16 protein-coding genes are annotated in these 16,451 nt (G+C 56.7%); 8 read left to right on the forward strand and 8 right to left on the reverse strand.

From position 1 onward, the window contains the following. Positions 1–85: 85 nt before the first annotated feature. Together BUQ90_RS03295 and BUQ90_RS03300 are read right to left on the reverse strand one after the other, a co-directional pair. A complete protein-coding gene (locus tag BUQ90_RS03295) occupies positions 86–1,063 on the reverse strand; it encodes a hypothetical protein (RefSeq protein ID WP_074203702.1) in 978 nt (325 codons plus the stop codon). Between the two features lie 175 nt (positions 1,064–1,238). Next, positions 1,239–2,228 carry a cell wall hydrolase gene (locus tag BUQ90_RS03300; RefSeq protein ID WP_239447345.1) on the reverse strand — a complete coding sequence of 330 codons (990 nt, stop codon included), beginning with the start codon at positions 2,226–2,228 and terminating at the stop codon, positions 1,239–1,241. A 486-nt stretch (positions 2,229–2,714) separates the two neighbouring features. Between BUQ90_RS03300 and xrtV the strand changes: the two genes are divergently transcribed. Both xrtV and epsI read left to right on the forward strand, forming a co-directional pair. Further along, positions 2,715–3,593, forward strand: coding sequence for an exosortase V (gene xrtV, locus BUQ90_RS03305; RefSeq protein WP_074203704.1), 879 nt, complete (start codon positions 2,715–2,717; stop codon positions 3,591–3,593). Then, positions 3,590–4,309, forward strand: a complete 720-nt coding sequence (gene epsI / locus BUQ90_RS03310; RefSeq protein ID WP_084192453.1) for an exosortase-associated protein EpsI, V-type — start codon at positions 3,590–3,592, stop codon at positions 4,307–4,309. The genes xrtV and epsI overlap by 4 nt, the downstream gene beginning before the upstream one ends. Positions 4,310–4,325: 16 nt before the next feature. Here epsI and BUQ90_RS03315 read toward each other — a convergent pair whose 3' ends face one another. Then, the gene (locus tag BUQ90_RS03315; protein ID WP_074203705.1) at positions 4,326–4,580 is read right to left on the reverse strand and encodes an XrtV sorting system accessory protein; all 255 of its coding nucleotides are present in this window, start codon (positions 4,578–4,580) and stop codon (positions 4,326–4,328) included. A 140-nt stretch (positions 4,581–4,720) separates the two neighbouring features. Between BUQ90_RS03315 and BUQ90_RS03320 the strand changes: the two genes are divergently transcribed. Beyond that, a complete protein-coding gene (locus BUQ90_RS03320) occupies positions 4,721–5,602 on the forward strand; it encodes an EpsD family peptidyl-prolyl cis-trans isomerase (protein WP_074203706.1) in 882 nt (293 codons plus the stop codon). A gap of 57 nt (positions 5,603–5,659) precedes the next feature. On the opposite strand, the gene BUQ90_RS17660 is transcribed toward BUQ90_RS03320, so the two are convergent. Then, positions 5,660–6,115 (reverse strand): methyltransferase domain-containing protein, encoded by a 456-nt coding sequence (locus tag BUQ90_RS17660; RefSeq protein WP_159437017.1) that lies wholly within the window; start codon positions 6,113–6,115, stop codon positions 5,660–5,662. Positions 6,116–6,525: 410 nt separating this feature from the next. Continuing rightward, positions 6,526–7,884 carry a hypothetical protein gene (locus BUQ90_RS03330; RefSeq protein WP_143182703.1) on the reverse strand — a complete coding sequence of 453 codons (1,359 nt, stop codon included), beginning with the start codon at positions 7,882–7,884 and terminating at the stop codon, positions 6,526–6,528. A gap of 74 nt (positions 7,885–7,958) precedes the next feature. On the opposite strand from BUQ90_RS03330, the gene BUQ90_RS03335 reads away from it, so the two are divergent. Next, on the forward strand, positions 7,959–8,498 hold the full coding sequence (locus tag BUQ90_RS03335) for a hypothetical protein (RefSeq protein ID WP_074203709.1): 540 nt from the start codon (positions 7,959–7,961) through the stop codon (positions 8,496–8,498). 102 nt (positions 8,499–8,600) lie between these two features. Next, the gene (locus tag BUQ90_RS03340) at positions 8,601–9,698 is read left to right on the forward strand and encodes a glycosyltransferase family 4 protein (protein WP_074203710.1); all 1,098 of its coding nucleotides are present in this window, start codon (positions 8,601–8,603) and stop codon (positions 9,696–9,698) included. Here the strand turns inward: BUQ90_RS03340 and BUQ90_RS03345 are convergent. Further along, on the reverse strand, positions 9,690–10,661 hold the full coding sequence (locus tag BUQ90_RS03345) for a UDP-glucuronic acid decarboxylase family protein (protein WP_074203711.1): 972 nt from the start codon (positions 10,659–10,661) through the stop codon (positions 9,690–9,692). The two genes, BUQ90_RS03340 and BUQ90_RS03345, sit on opposite strands and share 9 nt — an antisense overlap. A 188-nt stretch (positions 10,662–10,849) precedes the next feature. On the opposite strand from BUQ90_RS03345, the gene BUQ90_RS03350 reads away from it, so the two are divergent. Both BUQ90_RS03350 and BUQ90_RS03355 read left to right on the forward strand, forming a co-directional pair. Then, positions 10,850–12,040, forward strand: a complete 1,191-nt coding sequence (locus BUQ90_RS03350; protein WP_159437018.1) for a DUF1996 domain-containing protein — start codon at positions 10,850–10,852, stop codon at positions 12,038–12,040. After that, positions 12,037–13,254 carry a glycosyltransferase family 2 protein gene (locus BUQ90_RS03355; RefSeq protein ID WP_074203713.1) on the forward strand — a complete coding sequence of 406 codons (1,218 nt, stop codon included), beginning with the start codon at positions 12,037–12,039 and terminating at the stop codon, positions 13,252–13,254. Before BUQ90_RS03350 ends, BUQ90_RS03355 begins: the two co-directional genes overlap by 4 nt. A 12-nt stretch (positions 13,255–13,266) precedes the next feature. Here the strand turns inward: BUQ90_RS03355 and BUQ90_RS03360 are convergent, their stop codons facing one another. Together BUQ90_RS03360 and BUQ90_RS03365 are read right to left on the reverse strand one after the other, a co-directional pair. Continuing rightward, a complete protein-coding gene (locus BUQ90_RS03360; protein ID WP_074203714.1) occupies positions 13,267–14,049 on the reverse strand; it encodes a WecB/TagA/CpsF family glycosyltransferase in 783 nt (260 codons plus the stop codon). A 14-nt stretch (positions 14,050–14,063) separates the two neighbouring features. Next, on the reverse strand, positions 14,064–15,629 hold the full coding sequence (locus BUQ90_RS03365; protein ID WP_074203715.1) for a tetratricopeptide repeat protein: 1,566 nt from the start codon (positions 15,627–15,629) through the stop codon (positions 14,064–14,066). Positions 15,630–15,814: 185 nt separating this feature from the next. Here BUQ90_RS03365 and BUQ90_RS03370 point away from each other — a divergent pair, with 185 nt between their 5' ends. After that, on the forward strand, positions 15,815–16,429 hold the full coding sequence (locus BUQ90_RS03370; protein ID WP_084192456.1) for a polysaccharide biosynthesis/export family protein: 615 nt from the start codon (positions 15,815–15,817) through the stop codon (positions 16,427–16,429). Positions 16,430–16,451: the final 22 nt, after the last annotated feature.

A 16,451-nucleotide genomic window follows, 5' to 3' on the forward strand; every position in this document is an offset into this window, starting at 1 on the left:
GTTAGCGAACGCGTGTTCGAGAACCGTTCAGCAACGCGGTAAATGATCGTTAACGGGTGTTAAAGGATGTTAAGTCGCCACCCGCTCAGGCTGGGCCCGTTGTCTCTGCCCCCAGCAGACGCCGCAGCTGCCGACGCTGGAAAAAGGCCAGAATTCCCGCTCCCAGTGCGAGTAGCAAAAATTCCAGGGCCGCCACCCAGTAGGGCCATCTCAAATCTGCCGTCTTGCGATACAGCACATAATGGTCCGGATGAACCTCCAGCCCGGTTTTCTCATAAAGACGGACGATCTCGTCGGGCAGGCCATCCTGTCGCAAGGTCCCGGTGACACTGTTGCCAGGTCCGTCTTTTGTGGGAACGATCCGTCCGTCTTCGAGAAGCTTGTCTTTCTCCGGAACGATGCCCGGCAGCCGGTTGGCGGGAAGGACAAATTCCGGCCGGAACACCTGCACAAAATAGCGCGTGGACTTCCGTTCGGCGATCCGGCTGACGATCGGGATAAAATAGGTGCGCTGATTGGCGAGCACGAGATTTCGGTCAATGGTTGCCAGTTTTTGCCAGTCCAGTGTTCCGGTGAGGCGCGCTGGTCCTTCCCGGGGGACGGCGAAAGGAAGCGCGCCGACGGCAATTTCCTGTCGGTCACCGCTATCATCCGGCAATCTTGCCATCAGGATCAGGGAAACCACCGCACCAAGCAAACCGAGACCGGCAAGAACGAAAAAGCTTCGCATCGCGAGGCGGGTCCGGGTGACTGACAGGGCGAGTTGTTCGGCAAGACTGAGTTCCGGCTGATCTTCATCGTCACTGCGTTTGCGCCGCAAGACCAGCCAGAGGATCAACAAAAGCAGCAATGAAAGCAAAATGATCGGCAAGGCCATGGTCAGTATCGGAAAATAGCGGCCGAACCAGATGAATTGCCATTCCGCCAAAATGGAAACCAGACCACGGTAAAAGACGGACTGGGGCAACAGCAGAAGAAATATGACAATGGCAAATGTCACCGTGACCGGCACGATGTTGCGACGGATCGATGCAACTATCCCCTTCTGCGCCTTGTCAACCATAACGACCCCTTCTGTATGCCGCCGATATCTGCGGTTTGTACGCGTGTCCAGTGAATTGCTGGAGACTTACTTCAATTTACGTTTGCCTGAGCCTCCGGTTAGCTACCGAAGTCTCTGGTTTTCCGATATTTTCCACCAGGCTGCGTCTATCGGTGGCAGGGTGGAAAATTCCGGCTTAATCCAGAATTAATGTCCCTTTGTTCCGGTCGGCTGCAAGGGGACTGGGAATCTGGTCTGCTGCAATCACTTCGGCCTGTTCGGCAGCCGCGTTATCAGGCGCTGCCTGGAATTTTGGCGCCAGTATCGGGTCAATTTCCGGAACGAAAGTAACGGTTTCTTCGCTGTTGTCGAGATCGGGATCAATGGCCAGTTCGACATTTTCGCCGGCGTCACCGTCATCGGTGGCCGACAGGTTTTCACCGGCATATGCGCTGGTAAAGGCCGCCCGCTTGCCCCAAAATCCGGACCAGCGGTAGAAGATATGGGTGCCGATGGTGTTCACCTTGACGAGACTTTTTGCCCAATAGGGCAGGACATAATTGGTGTGATAGTGCGTGGCTGTTCCGACACCGGGCTCCACCGCGCCGGCCAGGGCGGCAACGGCGATTTTGCGGGCACGTTCCCAGGAAGCCGGACCAGGAGCGCGAGCCAGGGACCCGTCACAGGTGAACGTGAACTGGCATCCTGTCGACCGTTCCGAACCCTGGAACACTACATCACAGATATTGTTGGGATAGGCCGGATGCCGCATCCGGTTGAGAACAACCTGGGCAACCGCCCTCTGGCCCTGGTCGGACTCGATGGCGGCTTCGTAGTAGATCGCCGATGTCAGACAGTTCAGCGCCGGTTGCCGTGACAAGGCCAGAGCCCCCGTTCCGGGAATGGAAAAGGGACGGGCCGGAATGATTTTCTCGGGAGACGCCGGAATCGCGCTGTTGGCGCGCTCGGCTTCTTCGCGGGACAGCTTCAGGTTCTGATTTTCCGCCGCGTCCGCCGCATCATCCGGGAGGCCGGGAAGAGCTGGAACACTATCATGGCCCGCTGCGTCCCGGGGCAGCGCTACCCTGTCCTGGACATTGACGGAAGAACCGCCAAACAGCGAGCTGCTCGTGACCACCGCCATCGCCCCCAGCAAAATACACAGGGCCAGGACCGCGGCGACCACGAGGTGTCTGCGGGATCGCAATGGCCGCTGCAAAGCGTCAACCGGGCTGGGAGGGGGCAGGTCTTTCAATTTCATAACTCTGAATATTTCGCAAAAATCGCCACCAAATCAGTTGCATGTCCTGATTCGGAAACAGATTTTATTTCCGGCGACTCCACGCCAGATTAAACCAGCGGACGCCCAAGTGAAAGGTGCTTAACCATCGCGAGAGGTAAATTCTGGTCAGGCGTAAACTTTTTGCATCCGGGTTGTGTCGATTCAATACAGTGGCCCGAAAGTCCGCAGAATTGCGCCGTGCGGGCTGGATAGTGCCAGAGCAATGTGATACGTCCGGTGGCGATTATACAGGGATACTGGTATTTTGAGGCAACCTTGCGGAATTCCGCCTTTTTCGAACATTGATGATATGTGCCAGCCCGCATTTGCGGGAGGCTTTTCCGGCGACAGCGGCCGGCCTGTCCTGACCCCTGATCAGGAGCTCTGCGCATGACCGAAATAGCTGCTCCCCGCCCGCTGCCCACCCTCTCGGCTGCGACGATATTGTTCGTCATTGGCATTATTGCAGTCATTGTCCCCACAATGATGTTCGTCGGGCGCGAAAGCTGGTCTCAGGAAACCGGAGCCCACGGCCCCATTGTATTGTTTACGGGGCTGTGGCTGTTGCGCCGACGGTGGCTGGCCGTCCGGTCGGAAATGGAGCCGGCTCCGACCTTGCCGGTCGCCCTGCTTACGGCCATCATATTGCCGCTCTATCTGTTCTCGCGAGTCACCCAGATTGTCGAAATCGAGGGGTATCTGATGTACGCCCTTGTTCTGATTTGTCTTTACAGTGTGGTCGGCTTCAAGGCGATGAAACTGATGTGGTTCCCGCTGTTCTACATGCTGTTCGTATTTCCTCCGCCGGATACATTGATCGCTTTGATTACACAGCCGCTCAAGATTTTCATTTCCCAGGCGGCAATTGGATTTCTGCACCTGCTCGGCTATCCCATCGGGGGTGCCGGAGTGATGATCCAGATTGGCCAGTACCAATTGCTGGTTGCTGCCGCCTGTTCGGGCCTGAACTCGCTGGTTTCGCTTTCGGCCATTTCCCTGTTCTATATTTACATTCGCCATCAGGCCAACTGGCGTTACGCCCTGTTGCTGGGATTCATGATCATTCCTGTGGCGGTCATCGCGAATTTTATCCGCGTGCTGATCCTGATTTTGCTGACCTATCATTTGGGCGAGGCAGCTGCGCAGAGTTTTCTGCACGATTTTGCGGGAATCACGATGTTCCTTGCAGCGGTGCTGACAATTTTCGCAATTGATAGCATATTGGAACCCATCTGGCGTCGCATCAACAAGTCAGGGACCGAATCATGACCGACGATATTTCTGCATCCGGCACCGGATCTGTGCCTGACTCAGCGGTAAACCGGAGACATTTGCTGATGGGCGGCGCGTTCTGCCTGGCGTCCGGCCTCGCTTATGCGAGATTGCCGCAACCCGTTGCACCGGTGATCGAAAAACCGGCGTTTGAAAAGCTGATTCCGAAAACCGTCGGCGCCTGGGAATTTGAAACGTCCAGCGGACTGGTGCTGCCTCCGCCTGACGCCCTGTCCGACCGGCTCTATGACAATCTGGTCACCCGGACTTATTCCTCCGAGCAGAATCCGCTGATGATGTTTTTGACGGCCTACAGCAACACGCAGGACGGAGTGCTGCAGGTTCACCGTCCGGAAATATGCTACCCGGCTGGTGGCTATGAATTGACCCCGACGCAGGCGACAAAAATCGACAATGGAGTTGGCGGAACAATTGACGCCAATATTTTCACGGCGTCCAGTCGCGGGAGAACCGAGCATGTTCTATACTGGACCCGGATCGGTGATTATTTTCCGCTGGCCTGGAGCGACCAGAGACTGGCGGTTATTCGTGCCAATTTGCGCGGCGTCATTCCGGATGGCGTTCTGGTGCGCATTTCCACCATTGTGCCGGAAATGGATGAAGCCTTGCCGCTGATGAGCAAATTTGCCGCTCAGCTCAACCAGAACATGAACGCGCAGGGTCGCGCCTTGCTCAGCGGGATCCCTGCCTGATCACTGTTCCCGCTGATCATTCTTCCGGGCGATTGAACTTGTCGAACGGTTTCAATACCATCACGATATAGGTCACGACCGTGGCAATGACGGCAACAGCCGCCAGCTGATAGCCTTCATTGCCCAGATAATTGGCACCGGCACAGCCCACGGAGGCGACGAGATACTGCCAGAGATGGTCCGGGGGATCATCCTCCATGGAGCGATCGAGGAACAGCACGATCAAGCCGCCAAATATGGCTACTGTTAGCCAATCGTAAATGGTTTCCAAACTAGCCTCCCGTCGCTATAGCATGCTGTGTATATTTTAACCGGGCCGGTAACAAGCCCATGATTCGTTTTGTCTTTTTACAGGACAAAATATCGGGAGAAGTAACTGTGAAGACGACATTATCCTCAAGGCCTCTGGCAATGATCATTGTGGCGGCCGGTGCCCTCGCGCTGAGTGGCTGCGAAAAGGCAGCTGAGGGGCAAGTGGCTGCCGTGGTCAATGGCGAGGAGATCACCTTGCAGGAAATCAATGCTACCCTGGCGCAAGCAAATACTCCGGAAGGTGTTGACAAGAAAGTGCTGCAGCAGCGCGCGCTGCAACAGATTGTTGATCGCCGGCTGCTCGCTCAGGCCGCCCGGGAAAGCGGTATTGATCAGGATCCGGCCTATTTGATCCGGGAACGGCAGCTCAGTGAAGCCCTGCTGGTCCAGATGTACGCACAAAAAGCGGGAACGACACTCAAGGTGCCGGATCAGGCTGCGATTGACAACTATACAGAGAAGCATCCGTTCGCATTTGCCAACCGGACCGTCTATGCCGTTGATCAGCTGGTTTTTCCGGCGCCCGAAAATCTGGAAGATCTGAAGGCACTTGAATCCGCGCAAACACTCGATCAGGTTGGTGCCACGCTGACCGAGATGGGCATTCCCTTCCAGTCGAAATCGGCGCAAATGGATTCCGCCCAGGTGCCGCCCGCGATGATGGCGCAGATTGTCTCCCTGGCGCCAGGAGAACCGTTCGTGATTCCAACGGGGACCACGGTGACCGCCAGTGTCATAAAGGCCCAGCAGAAAGTGCCTTTCAATGCGGACCAGTCTGGTCCGGTTGCTGTGAAAGCGATACGCAACGAAGAAATGGCGGAAATTATGAAGAAACGGCTTGGCGATGCAAAAGCCAAGGCGGAGATCACTTATCAGGCCGGTTTCGAGCCACCTAAAGATTCTGGTGATGCGCCAAGTCCGGCAGTGACCGAAGCCATTGATGATGCACCGGCGGAAACGGTGGACGCGCCCACCGGCTGAACCGGCCGCCAACCAGCCTTGGACAGTGATGGCCTCCCAAACCGGAACGGGACAGGGTCAGCTTGTGGGTTTGGATCCCAGAAAGATCTTTTCCCCGCGCAGAAGCCGATATTCCACGGATTGATGGCCGTTTGCGGTAAACTCTGCCAGGCCCATTCCGGTTTGCGTGATTTTCTCGCGAAAATCCCGGCCGTAATAGCGGATATGGTCATGCTGTCCGAAATGCAGTTCCCGCGCCCGATCATCAACGACGTCCGGGTTCTCATAGGTGTGATCCCAGCCCTCGATGAGCGGAACCATGGCGATCAATTGGCCACCAGAACTCAGGATCCTCGCGATTTCGGCCAGGGCCAGATCGTCGTTCACATGCTCGAGAATATGGGAGCAAATGACGACATCGACACTTTCGTCAGGCAAATCAATGGCATGTATGTCGAGCCGATAGTCCGCGCTTGAATCCGGATAGCTGGAGGTATGATAAGTGGCTGGTTCGAGGCTTTTTATGATGTTCATGACAGACAATTCTGCTGCAAAATGAAGTACTCGCCGATCTTTTACATCGATGAAGTCGTGCGCCGCAGCCAGCGCAACGAGCCGATGTCGCTCCAGACTGTGACAGGCTGGACACATGGCCCCTGTCCGCACCGGCATGCCGAAGGGGCGGAATTTTCCCTTGTATCCACAACAAGGGCAGGTACCGTCATGGGCCTTGGCGTGGGAAATAGCTGCCAGCCGAACCTGTGTTGCAAGGCCTGTGCCCCAGAGTGAATTCCACAATGCCTTCACGGTTTGAAGGTTGACCAAGGCGCGTTGCTCCCGAAAAACAGTCGGTGGATCGGTAAGTAGTTGTTACACAAAGATCTATTTCCGGCAAACGGTTTGACCGGATTGTCGCCACGGCCTGGCTTCCATATCTGGATCGGTCATTCTGATCTTCGGCGAGACCGGACAACCGAAATAGCGCCGGCGGCCATAATCGCAGGCATGATCAGGAACGCGTTGAGCATCGCGTCGATCAGCGCCATGACCAGCAAGATTGCCAGCACCGCAGCGGGGTTTCGGGTCCGGGATCCACTGACTTCTTCCTCAACTCTGCTGGAAATCTGGATCCAGAGGGCCCGCAATGCGATTGCGGCCGCCAGCCCAAACCCTATCAATCCGAACTGTCCGATCATCAACAACGGCAGACCCCAAGGCCGCTTCCCCAGCTCCCGCCACCAGTCCCACTGACCCGATCCGGCCACGATATGCTCCTTTATCGCCGGTAAGGTTTTCTGATCCTGACCGATTCGCCACGCAAGTGATCCGCGTCCGGAAGCGCGCAAGGTGCTCCAAACTATTTGACCTGCCGTCGTTTCCTTTGCAATGGTCCGGAGAGGTAGCGCTCCACTGAGATAAACAGCCATCAAAGCTCCAAAAAGCACCAGGGCCGGTACGGCGGCCTTTCGCAGCAATCGAAATGCAGGCGGAAACAGCATCAGCATCAGGCCAGCAAAAAGCAGGATCAGCGCTCCGGCAGATTGCGAAGCGATAGCCATGACAAGCAGAAGGAGCGCAACAGCCAGTTGCGATCGGCTTCTGCCTGCCGCCGCTGCGTGCTTTGCGCGCCAGATTGCGAGAAGGGCGGCACTGGCGATCCACAGACCATATTGATTGCCATCTTCGAAAAAGGCGAGCGGACGATAGCCAAAATAACGTTGGGCCCCGACATCGGCAAAAGGGTGCGGCCCGTAAACCAATTCGTGAAGACGCACCTCGGAAACAGTCTCGAACAGGATGATCGGCAAGAGGAGGAGGGACAAGCCGACAAAATGCCTGACAAAGATGAGCTGATCGTTGCGGTTTGCCAGATAGATCCGCCCGAGAAACCAGGGAATGCCCCAGACACAGAACAGATAGAGACTGGAATGCCAGCCAGCGGGACTGGCATCAACCCAGAGCGATTGCAGCAATGGCCACAGGCACCAGGCCAGTATCGGCAAGTCTGCCCAGTGGAATCGAAATCCGTTCAACCTGCTTCGGCCAAATAAAAGGGCGACAAGCAGGGCAGCGAGAGATGCGATGGCTGCCTTGGTGAAGAATATGTCAGCCGGCAGAGCGGCTGGCATCACCCAATATGGTGACGCTCCGGCGGATTCCAGTGACGGAAGATTGTCCACTGGGGGCGATACCGGGAGAAAAACGATACCCGCCAGATACACCAGTGTGACGGCCTGAACCGGTCGCATTCTGGAAGAAGCGGCTATGGCGAGAAACAGAAAAGCCATGTAGATCATCGCCATGACATTCATGTCTTCAAACAGCCCCCTGCGCGATAAATTCGGTTCGTCTTCCTGTTATAGGGCAGAAAAGGCATATGTTGCTATTTGATAATTCCACACAGGCAGCCGGGCTCTTGGCTTTTCTCATCGCATTTGGCTGCTGTCTGATCCCCGGCCGAAGAGGAGCGTGGTCATGGCTTGCGGCTATCTACCTCGCCCTGGCGATCGAAATGATGGTGGAAACCCGGCACGGACTCCGCCTGCTGGTCAATGACGTGATGCAGCGGGGAGGCCTTTATGCCGACCGTACCGGATATCAATTGGCGATAGCCGGGCTGCTCACCATCCTGGTGCTGGCCGTCCTGTATCAGGTGGCGCAAAGCGGCCTGTGGAGGAAAAGCTCGCGCGCAGCGAAAACGGCCGGGATCGCCACCTTGATACTGTTGCTCCTCTTTGTTGTGGAATTGCTGTCGCTGCACGCCATCGACGCTCTGTTGTATCAGACAACAGGAGGACTGATGCGCGTCGGCTGGAGCTGGATCGTACTGGCTGGCGTCACAGCCATTTCGGCCATTTTTCAGGGACGGGCAGCGGCTCCACAACAGCCCGATCACGGCGAGACAAAGGCGGATTGACGGTTAACGGATTTGCATCCTTCCCAGATTTCGGTAACGCAATTTCAAAATGTCCTGACCATTTCCGGTTCAGGGATTTGCGCAGGGCAAAGACGGAAACTGATGAGACTATTATTCGCATTGCCGGGTTTTCATCGCTACGAGCGCGGAGCAGAGGTTGCGCTCTTGTCGGTGGCCTCCGAATTGGCACGCACTGGCGATGACGTGACCGTCATCGGTTCGGGAGATGCCGGACCAGATGACCCCTATCGTTTCCTGCATGCAGGGTCCATCCGTCGCGAGAATTTTGAAAAATTCCCTTTCATTCCGCCCTTTCGCAGTGAAACAGTTTATGAAGAGGCCACATTTGCCGCTGCCCTCGCACGAAAATACAGGCCAGCCGATTTTGATGCGGTTCTGACATGCTCCTACCCGTTCACCAACATGGTGCTCCGCAGACCGATGGCTGGTGGCCCGAAACCGCTGAACATTTTTGTGACTCAGAACGGGGAATGGCCAGCGGTTTCCAATGATGCGGAATACCGGTTCTTTTCCTGCGATGGACTGGTCTGCACCAACCCCGACTATTATGAAAACAACAAGGACAGATGGAACTGTACCACGATTCCGAATGGTATTTCACTGGATCGTTTCCAGCCGGGTCCCGGCAACCGGGAAAAATTCGGTTTCCCGCAGGATCGGAAGATTGTGCTCATGGCCAGCGCTCTGATTGCGACCAAGCGCGTGATGGATGGCATGCGAGCTGTAGCGCCATTAGGCGATACGCATTTCGTAGTCGCGGGTGATGGGCCATTGCGGGATGAGGTCAAGGCTCTCGCGGCCGAGATTTTGCCTGGCCGTTTTACACAGCTGACGGTTTCTCCAAACGAGATGCCGGAGCTTTACCAGTCTGCCGATGTCTTCCTGCACATGTCGCTTCTGGAATCCTTCGGTAATGTCTTTCCCGAGGCCATGGCCTGCGGTTTGCCGATCGTTGGCCATGACACGCCGCGCTTGCGCTGGATCGTGGGCAACGAAGAGTTTTTGACAGACACGGAAGATTCGGTGCAAATTGGCCAAGCACTGACCGATGCATTGGCTGCGGCAGACAATCCGGCGCGTCAGGTGTCATCCCGAGTGGCCGATTTTTCCTGGACCCGCATTGCCGAACAATATCGGGGCTTTATTGGCGGCTTGCCAAAAGACAGGCCGTCAGACTGACGTCGATTCTTTCGCCAGAGCGTCAAAATAGGCGATGGTTTTTTCCAGCCCTTCGCGGAGCTCGATGGTTGGTTCCCAACCCAGTTCCGAGCGCGCCAGGGAAATGTCCGGCTTGCGTTGCTGCGGATCATCCTGGGGCAGCGGCAGATCGACAACCTTCGATCCAGAATCCGTCATTGCCACGACCTGTTCGGCGAGCTCGCGGATGGAAAATTCATGGGGATTCCCGATATTGACCGGGCCGGTGAAACCTTCCCTGCTGTTCATGAGCTTGATCAGTCCATCGACCAGGTCATCGACATAGCAGAAGCTGCGTGTCTGGCTGCCGTCACCGAAAATTGTAATATCTTCACCGCTGAGCGCCTGCATGATGAAATTGGACACAACCCGTCCGTCAGATGGATGCATGCGGGGGCCGTAGGTGTTGAAAATGCGGGCCACCTTGATCTGGATGCCATGTTGACGGTGATAATCGAAAAACAGGGTTTCGGCACACCGCTTGCCCTCGTCATAACAGGAACGGATGCCGATCGGATTCACGTTGCCCCAATAGTCCTCAGTCTGGGGATGAACCGTGGGATCGCCATAGACCTCGCTGGTCGATGCCTGCAAAATCGGACATTTTAATCGCTTGGCGAGGCCGAGCATGTTAATCGCACCGTGCACGGAGACCTTGGTCGTTTGCACCGGGTCATGCTGGTAGTGGATCGGAGAGGCCGGGCAGGCGAGATTATATATTTCGTCGACTTCGACAAATAGCGGCAGGCAAACATCATGGCGCATGAACTCGAACCGCGGATGCTGCAGGAGATGTGCGATATTGCTTTTGGAGCCGGTAAACAGGTTGTCGACACACAGTACTTCATGGCCCTGCTCAATCAGCCGATCGATCAGGTGCGATCCGAGAAATCCGCAACCGCCTGTGACCAAAACCCGTTTCTGGGCAAAATATTTGCGGCTCATTCCGACATCTCCAGCAAAACCGTGCACAACCCGATAGCCACAGCTTCTCTAACGGGCAAGGGTGTTGATTTTCTTAAGATTAACAGGCTGGACAGCATATTTGACATGCCGGGCGGAAGGAATAACGGGGTGACCTGGCAGTCGGGATTTGGTAGTTTCGCAACATGACCAGGATTTCAGCCAGAATCTTGACAGCAGGCGGAGCCTTGGCGGCAATTGGTGCCATTTGGGCAGCTTCCGCACTGGGCACTCCTGCCGATGATGTCGAACTGCCCGTTATTGCCAGCGAATTTGATGTCGCCAGCGAATTGCAGGCATCCTGGGGCGTGGGCGATATTCCGTCCAGTGCTGCGCCGGACGTTGTTGGCGCTTTCCGCTTTCTGTGTTCCCCGGGCCAGCTGCTTTATGACGATCCCATTGTTTACCCGGGCGAGCCAGGCAAGTCGCATCTGCACCAGTTTTTCGGGAATCTGGAGGCAGATGCCCACAGCACTTATGCCAGCTTGCGCAGATCAGGGGACAGCACGTGCAATAACCGCCTGAACCGCTCCGCCTACTGGATGCCTGCGATGCTTAATGGACAGGGCCAGGTGATCAAACCGAATTTCGTCAGCATTTATTATAAACGGATCCCGTCTTCCTCGCCTGATTGTGTTGGGACAGGTGATGAGCCCGCGATGAAATGCGTCACCCTTCCGCGCGGTCTCCGGTTTATTTTCGGCTATGACATGGTGAACATGAAAGGCGAAAAAACCGGCGGTGGATATTATAATTGCAAGGGTCCGACAGCCCGGCCCGGAGTGTATCCCGACATTCTTGCGGCGGCAAAAAACTGCCCTGACGGTAATCAGCTGGGAGCCATTATTGCGGCCCCAAATTGCTGGGACGGGAAGAATCTCGACAGCGAGGATCATCGTAGCCATGTCGCCTATCGTACCCGGAAAGGGGGTGGAAAGGCACGGTGTCCGAAGAGCCATCCTTATCGCATTCCCACCTTCACACTGTCCGCCTGGTATGACACCGATGAAACGATGAATCGATCGGGGAAATGGGATCCTGAAAATCCGGGCTGGCACCTGTCTTCAGATATCATGCCCGGGATGAAGCCGGCCCGGCCTGGAAGCACATTCCATACGGACTGGTTGGGGGCGTGGGATGACGAGGTGCTGGCAATCTGGACCGAGCATTGCATTGACCGGTTGCTGAGTTGTTCCGGCGGAGATCTGGGCAATGGCAGGCAGATGAAGCTGACCCATGGGTACAAGTTTGACGGCAAACCGCGGATAGTCGACGTTCCGCCGCATCCGCAAGGTCAGGCCGTGGAGGAACATCGCCGGCATGGTGTTGCCACAGAAAAGCGGGGCAAACAGAAATCATGACATTGGTCGATTGGGGCCTGCTGGCCGCAAGCTGGGGGCTTGCGACAATATTTGGCCTGCTGTTCGCCATCTACAGTATCGAGACATTCGCGGGCCTGTTTGGCGGCAGCGGGCCTGTCGCAAAACGCTTGTCCGGCGAGCCTGGCGGTCGGACCGTGATCCTCATTCCCGCTCACAACGAAGAGGGGATTATCGCTGACACCGTTTCAGAATTGCAGCGGCGCATCCAGGATCCGGTCTCGATCCTTGTGGTGGCGGACAATTGTACCGACAAGACGGCTGAACTGGCGCGAGCCGCCGGAGCAACGGTGCTGGAGCGGCAAGATGACGACCGGCGCGGAAAGGCCTATGCCCTGGCGCACGGCCGCGACTGGCTCAAGACGGACCCACCTGATTGCGTGATCGTCATGGACGCGGACTGCATGCTTGCACGCGGCAGTGCCGAATTGCTCGCCAGCCATGCTCTGGAACATGGCGTCCCGGCTCAGGCTACCAATCTGGTGGAAGCTGCGGGAGCGGCGCCTCCGATGGTTCAAATCTCCAATTTCGCGATGCTGGTGAAAAACCTGCTGCGCCAGCGGGGAATGACCCGGATGGGCGGGGCGGCATTGCTGACCGGAACGGGCATGGCTTTTCCCTGGCCATTATTTGCGTCCGCTCCGCTGGCCAGTGCCGAGCTGGCGGAGGATCTGGCACTGGGAGTAACCCTGACCAGGCAGGGGCAGGTACCGCGATTTGTGGAAGCGGCTCGCGTGACCAGTGATGCCGCGGCGCGGGAAGACACGCTCGTCCAGCGGACACGCTGGGAGCATGGCTTTGTTTCGACAGCCCGGCGCTACGCACTTCCGCTTATTGTGTCGGGACTGGCAAAATTTTCGCCTTCCCGGCTCTTTCTGGGGCTCCATTTGCTGGTCCCGCCACTGGCGTTGCTGTTTGCGCTGGGGATTGCCGCCCTGCTGCTGGTCATATTGGCCGGACTGGTGACGGGGGAACCGCTCCCGGCTCTGGTCACGCTTGTCGGCATTGCTGTTGCCGCGACCATGACTTTGTTCGCCTGGCTGTTTCATGGACGTGACGTGCTGGCGGGCGGTGCGCTGCTCCGCGTGCCCTTCTATGTCCTCTGGAAAATCCCGGTTTATCTGAAGCTGCTGACGGGGCGGGAAACGCGCTGGATCCGGACCCGCCGGGCCGGCGAAGAGGCACCTGACCCCTGATCCAGATGCTATTCACATCGACTTTGATCCGAATCTGTCACGCAAGTAGATCGGAAATATGCGCATGTCATCAACAAGATATCGCCGCCACAATCTGCGTGGTTCGCTGAGCAGGCGAAACGCCCATTCCAGGCCTGCAGACTGCATCCATTGTGGCGCGCGCCGCTTGGCGGAAGTGATAAACTCCAGTGATGCGCCGATACAAAGACCGACGCCGCGGCAGGTTCCGGCTTGCTGACATTGCCGGGCGATGATCTCGCTTTGCGGAGAGCCGATCGCGAAAAGAATATGGCTGGCGTTGCTGGCTTCGACAAAACGACAGATATCAGCCATTGCTCCAGGGTTGCGGAGCACGCCCATCGGCGGAACATGCTGGCTGTAAGAGGGACGGGGATGGAGCTGGCGCAGCTTTTCCAGCAATTCCTCGTCCCCGCCGACAATCGCTACCTTGTCGCCCTTGCCAAGCCGATGCCGGAACAGTGCGGCGGTCAGATCACTGCCGGGGACAAGTGTCAGTTTCAGGCCGGAAAAGCGCGCCAGCGCCTTCAATATCCGGCTGTCACAAAGGGTCAGATCGGCGGAGTCATAGGCCTCCCGATATGAGTCCAGATGCGGCCCCGGCTCCTTGGGATGCAGATTGACCATGTGGTCAACATTGGGCGTCACAACATAGCTGAATCGGTCCGCGCTTGCCATTTTGCCGATCCGGTCGAGAGCAGCAGTCAAATCAATGGGCAGGATATCGACGTCCAGAAAGCGCACCGTTGCAACCGCGTCTTCCGATCGCTCCTTCATCCGCTTGTCAGCCACTAGCCGAGGCGCCCGAAAAGGCCACGCGTTGGCGGGGTTCCGGGCGGTGGATCGATGGCATAAATGGTCTGCGCATCTTCCGCCATCTGGCCCGCCTGTTTAATACAGACCTGATTGTCTGCCCTTTTGCACATGTCTGTAAGCAGCTCCCAGGCACTGAGCGATGCGGATGTATCCCGGGCAAACCGGCGCGTCGCGAGAATTGCCCGCACGGATTCTCCCCTGGACATGAGGAAATCGCCATATCTCCGAAAAAGGATGAGATCCTGCGGCAATTTCTGTGCCGCATCACGGAAAATCCGTTGCGCGCCTGCTTCGTTGTCGGCGGCGAGATAAACGTCGATGAGGGCGAAATATCCTGCCCGCAGAAGCGGATTGTCCCGCACGACCAGCTGCGCGTCGTTCTTGGCCTGAACATAATCCTGCTCGCGGATCGATTCCTGAATGCGGACCAGCAGTGCATCACCATTGGTGGTATCTTCTTCGAGCAACTCGTTGGCAATCTTTACACCCTCCGCGGTATCGCCGAGCTGGTAAATCGCGCGAGCATATAATGCGCGCGTTTCGGGCCAGAAACCGCTGGCAACCGAAACAAGAATACGCCGCGCGTCTTCCGGGCGATCCAATGCCAGCAAGTAGCGTGCAATGGCGACCCGGGCTTCAAGCGACCCATCTTTGGCCAGAAAATCCCGCGTGACCGCATTGAAGGGTTGCGCATCATATTCCAGCCAAAGGTTTGTCAGCGCTTTCAGTGTCTCGGTGTTTTTTACATCGGCACGGAGTAGCCGGTCGGTCGCCCGCCGCGCCTTTTCAGGGTCACCGGATTTGTAAAGAGTGTTGATGTAATCGATCGAAAGGGAATGATCGTCGGGCCGCTTCCGGCGCAGGCGCTCGAAAGTCGCCAGCATGGCGGGGAGGTCGCGCAATTCCCGGTACAATTCGATCAGAGTAAGGTCGATCCCTTCGGTAAAACCCACTTCCGACGTCGCATCGAGCAACAGGTCCCGGCCCTGTTCGGTCTCGCCTGACAGGGCAAGCGTGCGGGCCTGAATGATCAAGCCTGCCTCGCTCCCCGGTCTGACAGCGAGAATTCGCTCGGAATATCGCTGTGCGTCGTCATATTTCTTTTTGACCAGCGCAATCAGGCCCTTGGTCAGCAAGGCATCGGGCTGATCCGGAGAGAAGGATAAAATCGTATCAGCGGCACTCTCCGCTTCCCGCAAAAATCCGGTTTGCAGTCCCAGCTGGGACACGGCCTGAAGAGCCTCCGGATTGGTCGCTTCCAGCGACAGAGCGTCGGAATAGGCCTGGAATGCGTCGCGTGGACGACCGGATGCCAGGTCAATCCGCCCCTTTAGAATATGGAGATCCGGATCATCATCACGAGCCGCCAGTGCTTCTGTGATGGCTTCTTTGGCGCCATAGAGATCCTTGGCGTCGAGCAGTTGCTGGGCGCGCAGCCCGGCTTCGGCGGCTTCCTCGAGATAAGAGCTGCAGCTGTTGAGCATTGGCATGGACAAGCCAAGGGCCAATACAAGCCACAGTTTTCGAATCGGATCGAACATTAACAATATCTTCTGCCCTGCCAGTTATAGAGTCTCACTTTGTAACGCCTTTAACCCTAAATAATGAACAAATTTGCCGCAATGCAGCGCGTTTCTGCAAGAATCTCGGTGTTTTGCAGTGGCAAGCCCGGTTTTTTGCGACTATAGCACAACCGGTATAGTTCAGATGAGGGATGAGTATACCCATGAGAAATTTGCTTCTGGCTTTGATTCTGGCGATTTTACCGATTTCCGCCAATGCGCAAACCACGCCAGCCGCGCCAGCAAATGCGGCTGCGCCCGCATCCGGTCAGGCGGCCTACCGGATAAACGCCGGCGACAGCATCGAGGTTTATGTCTGGGGTGAAGAGCGGCTGCAACGTACGATCACGATTTTGCCAGACGGTACGTTTTCCTTTCCCCTCGTTGGCCGGGTAGAGGCGATCGGCAAGTTGCCCTACGAAGTCGAAGCCGTGATCAGCAAGGGGCTGGAAAACCAGTATCGCGGGCAGGTGCCGCAAGTGACGGTTTCTGTTCAATCACCAGCTGGATTTCAGTTTTCCATCATGGGCAAGGTCAATTCGCCCGGCCGCTTCACGCCTGGGCGATATGTGAACCTTCTCGAAGCGCTCAGTCTGGCGGGCGGGCCGAGTCAGTTTGCCGATCTCGACGGCATAACCATCATTCGCAAGACATCGCAGGGCCTCACTACAATCCGGGCACGGCTCGGAGGTCTGTTGAAACGGCGCGGGGCCGTTGACGCGGTAACGCGACGCGCGATACCAGACATCCAGTCAGGCGACACGGTAATCGTGCCCTGATAAATGTTCCTTAGGGAGGGAT

It is taken from the genome of Parasphingorhabdus marina DSM 22363 (assembly GCF_900128895.1).
GTDB classification, from domain to species: domain Bacteria; phylum Pseudomonadota; class Alphaproteobacteria; order Sphingomonadales; family Sphingomonadaceae; genus Parasphingorhabdus; species Parasphingorhabdus marina.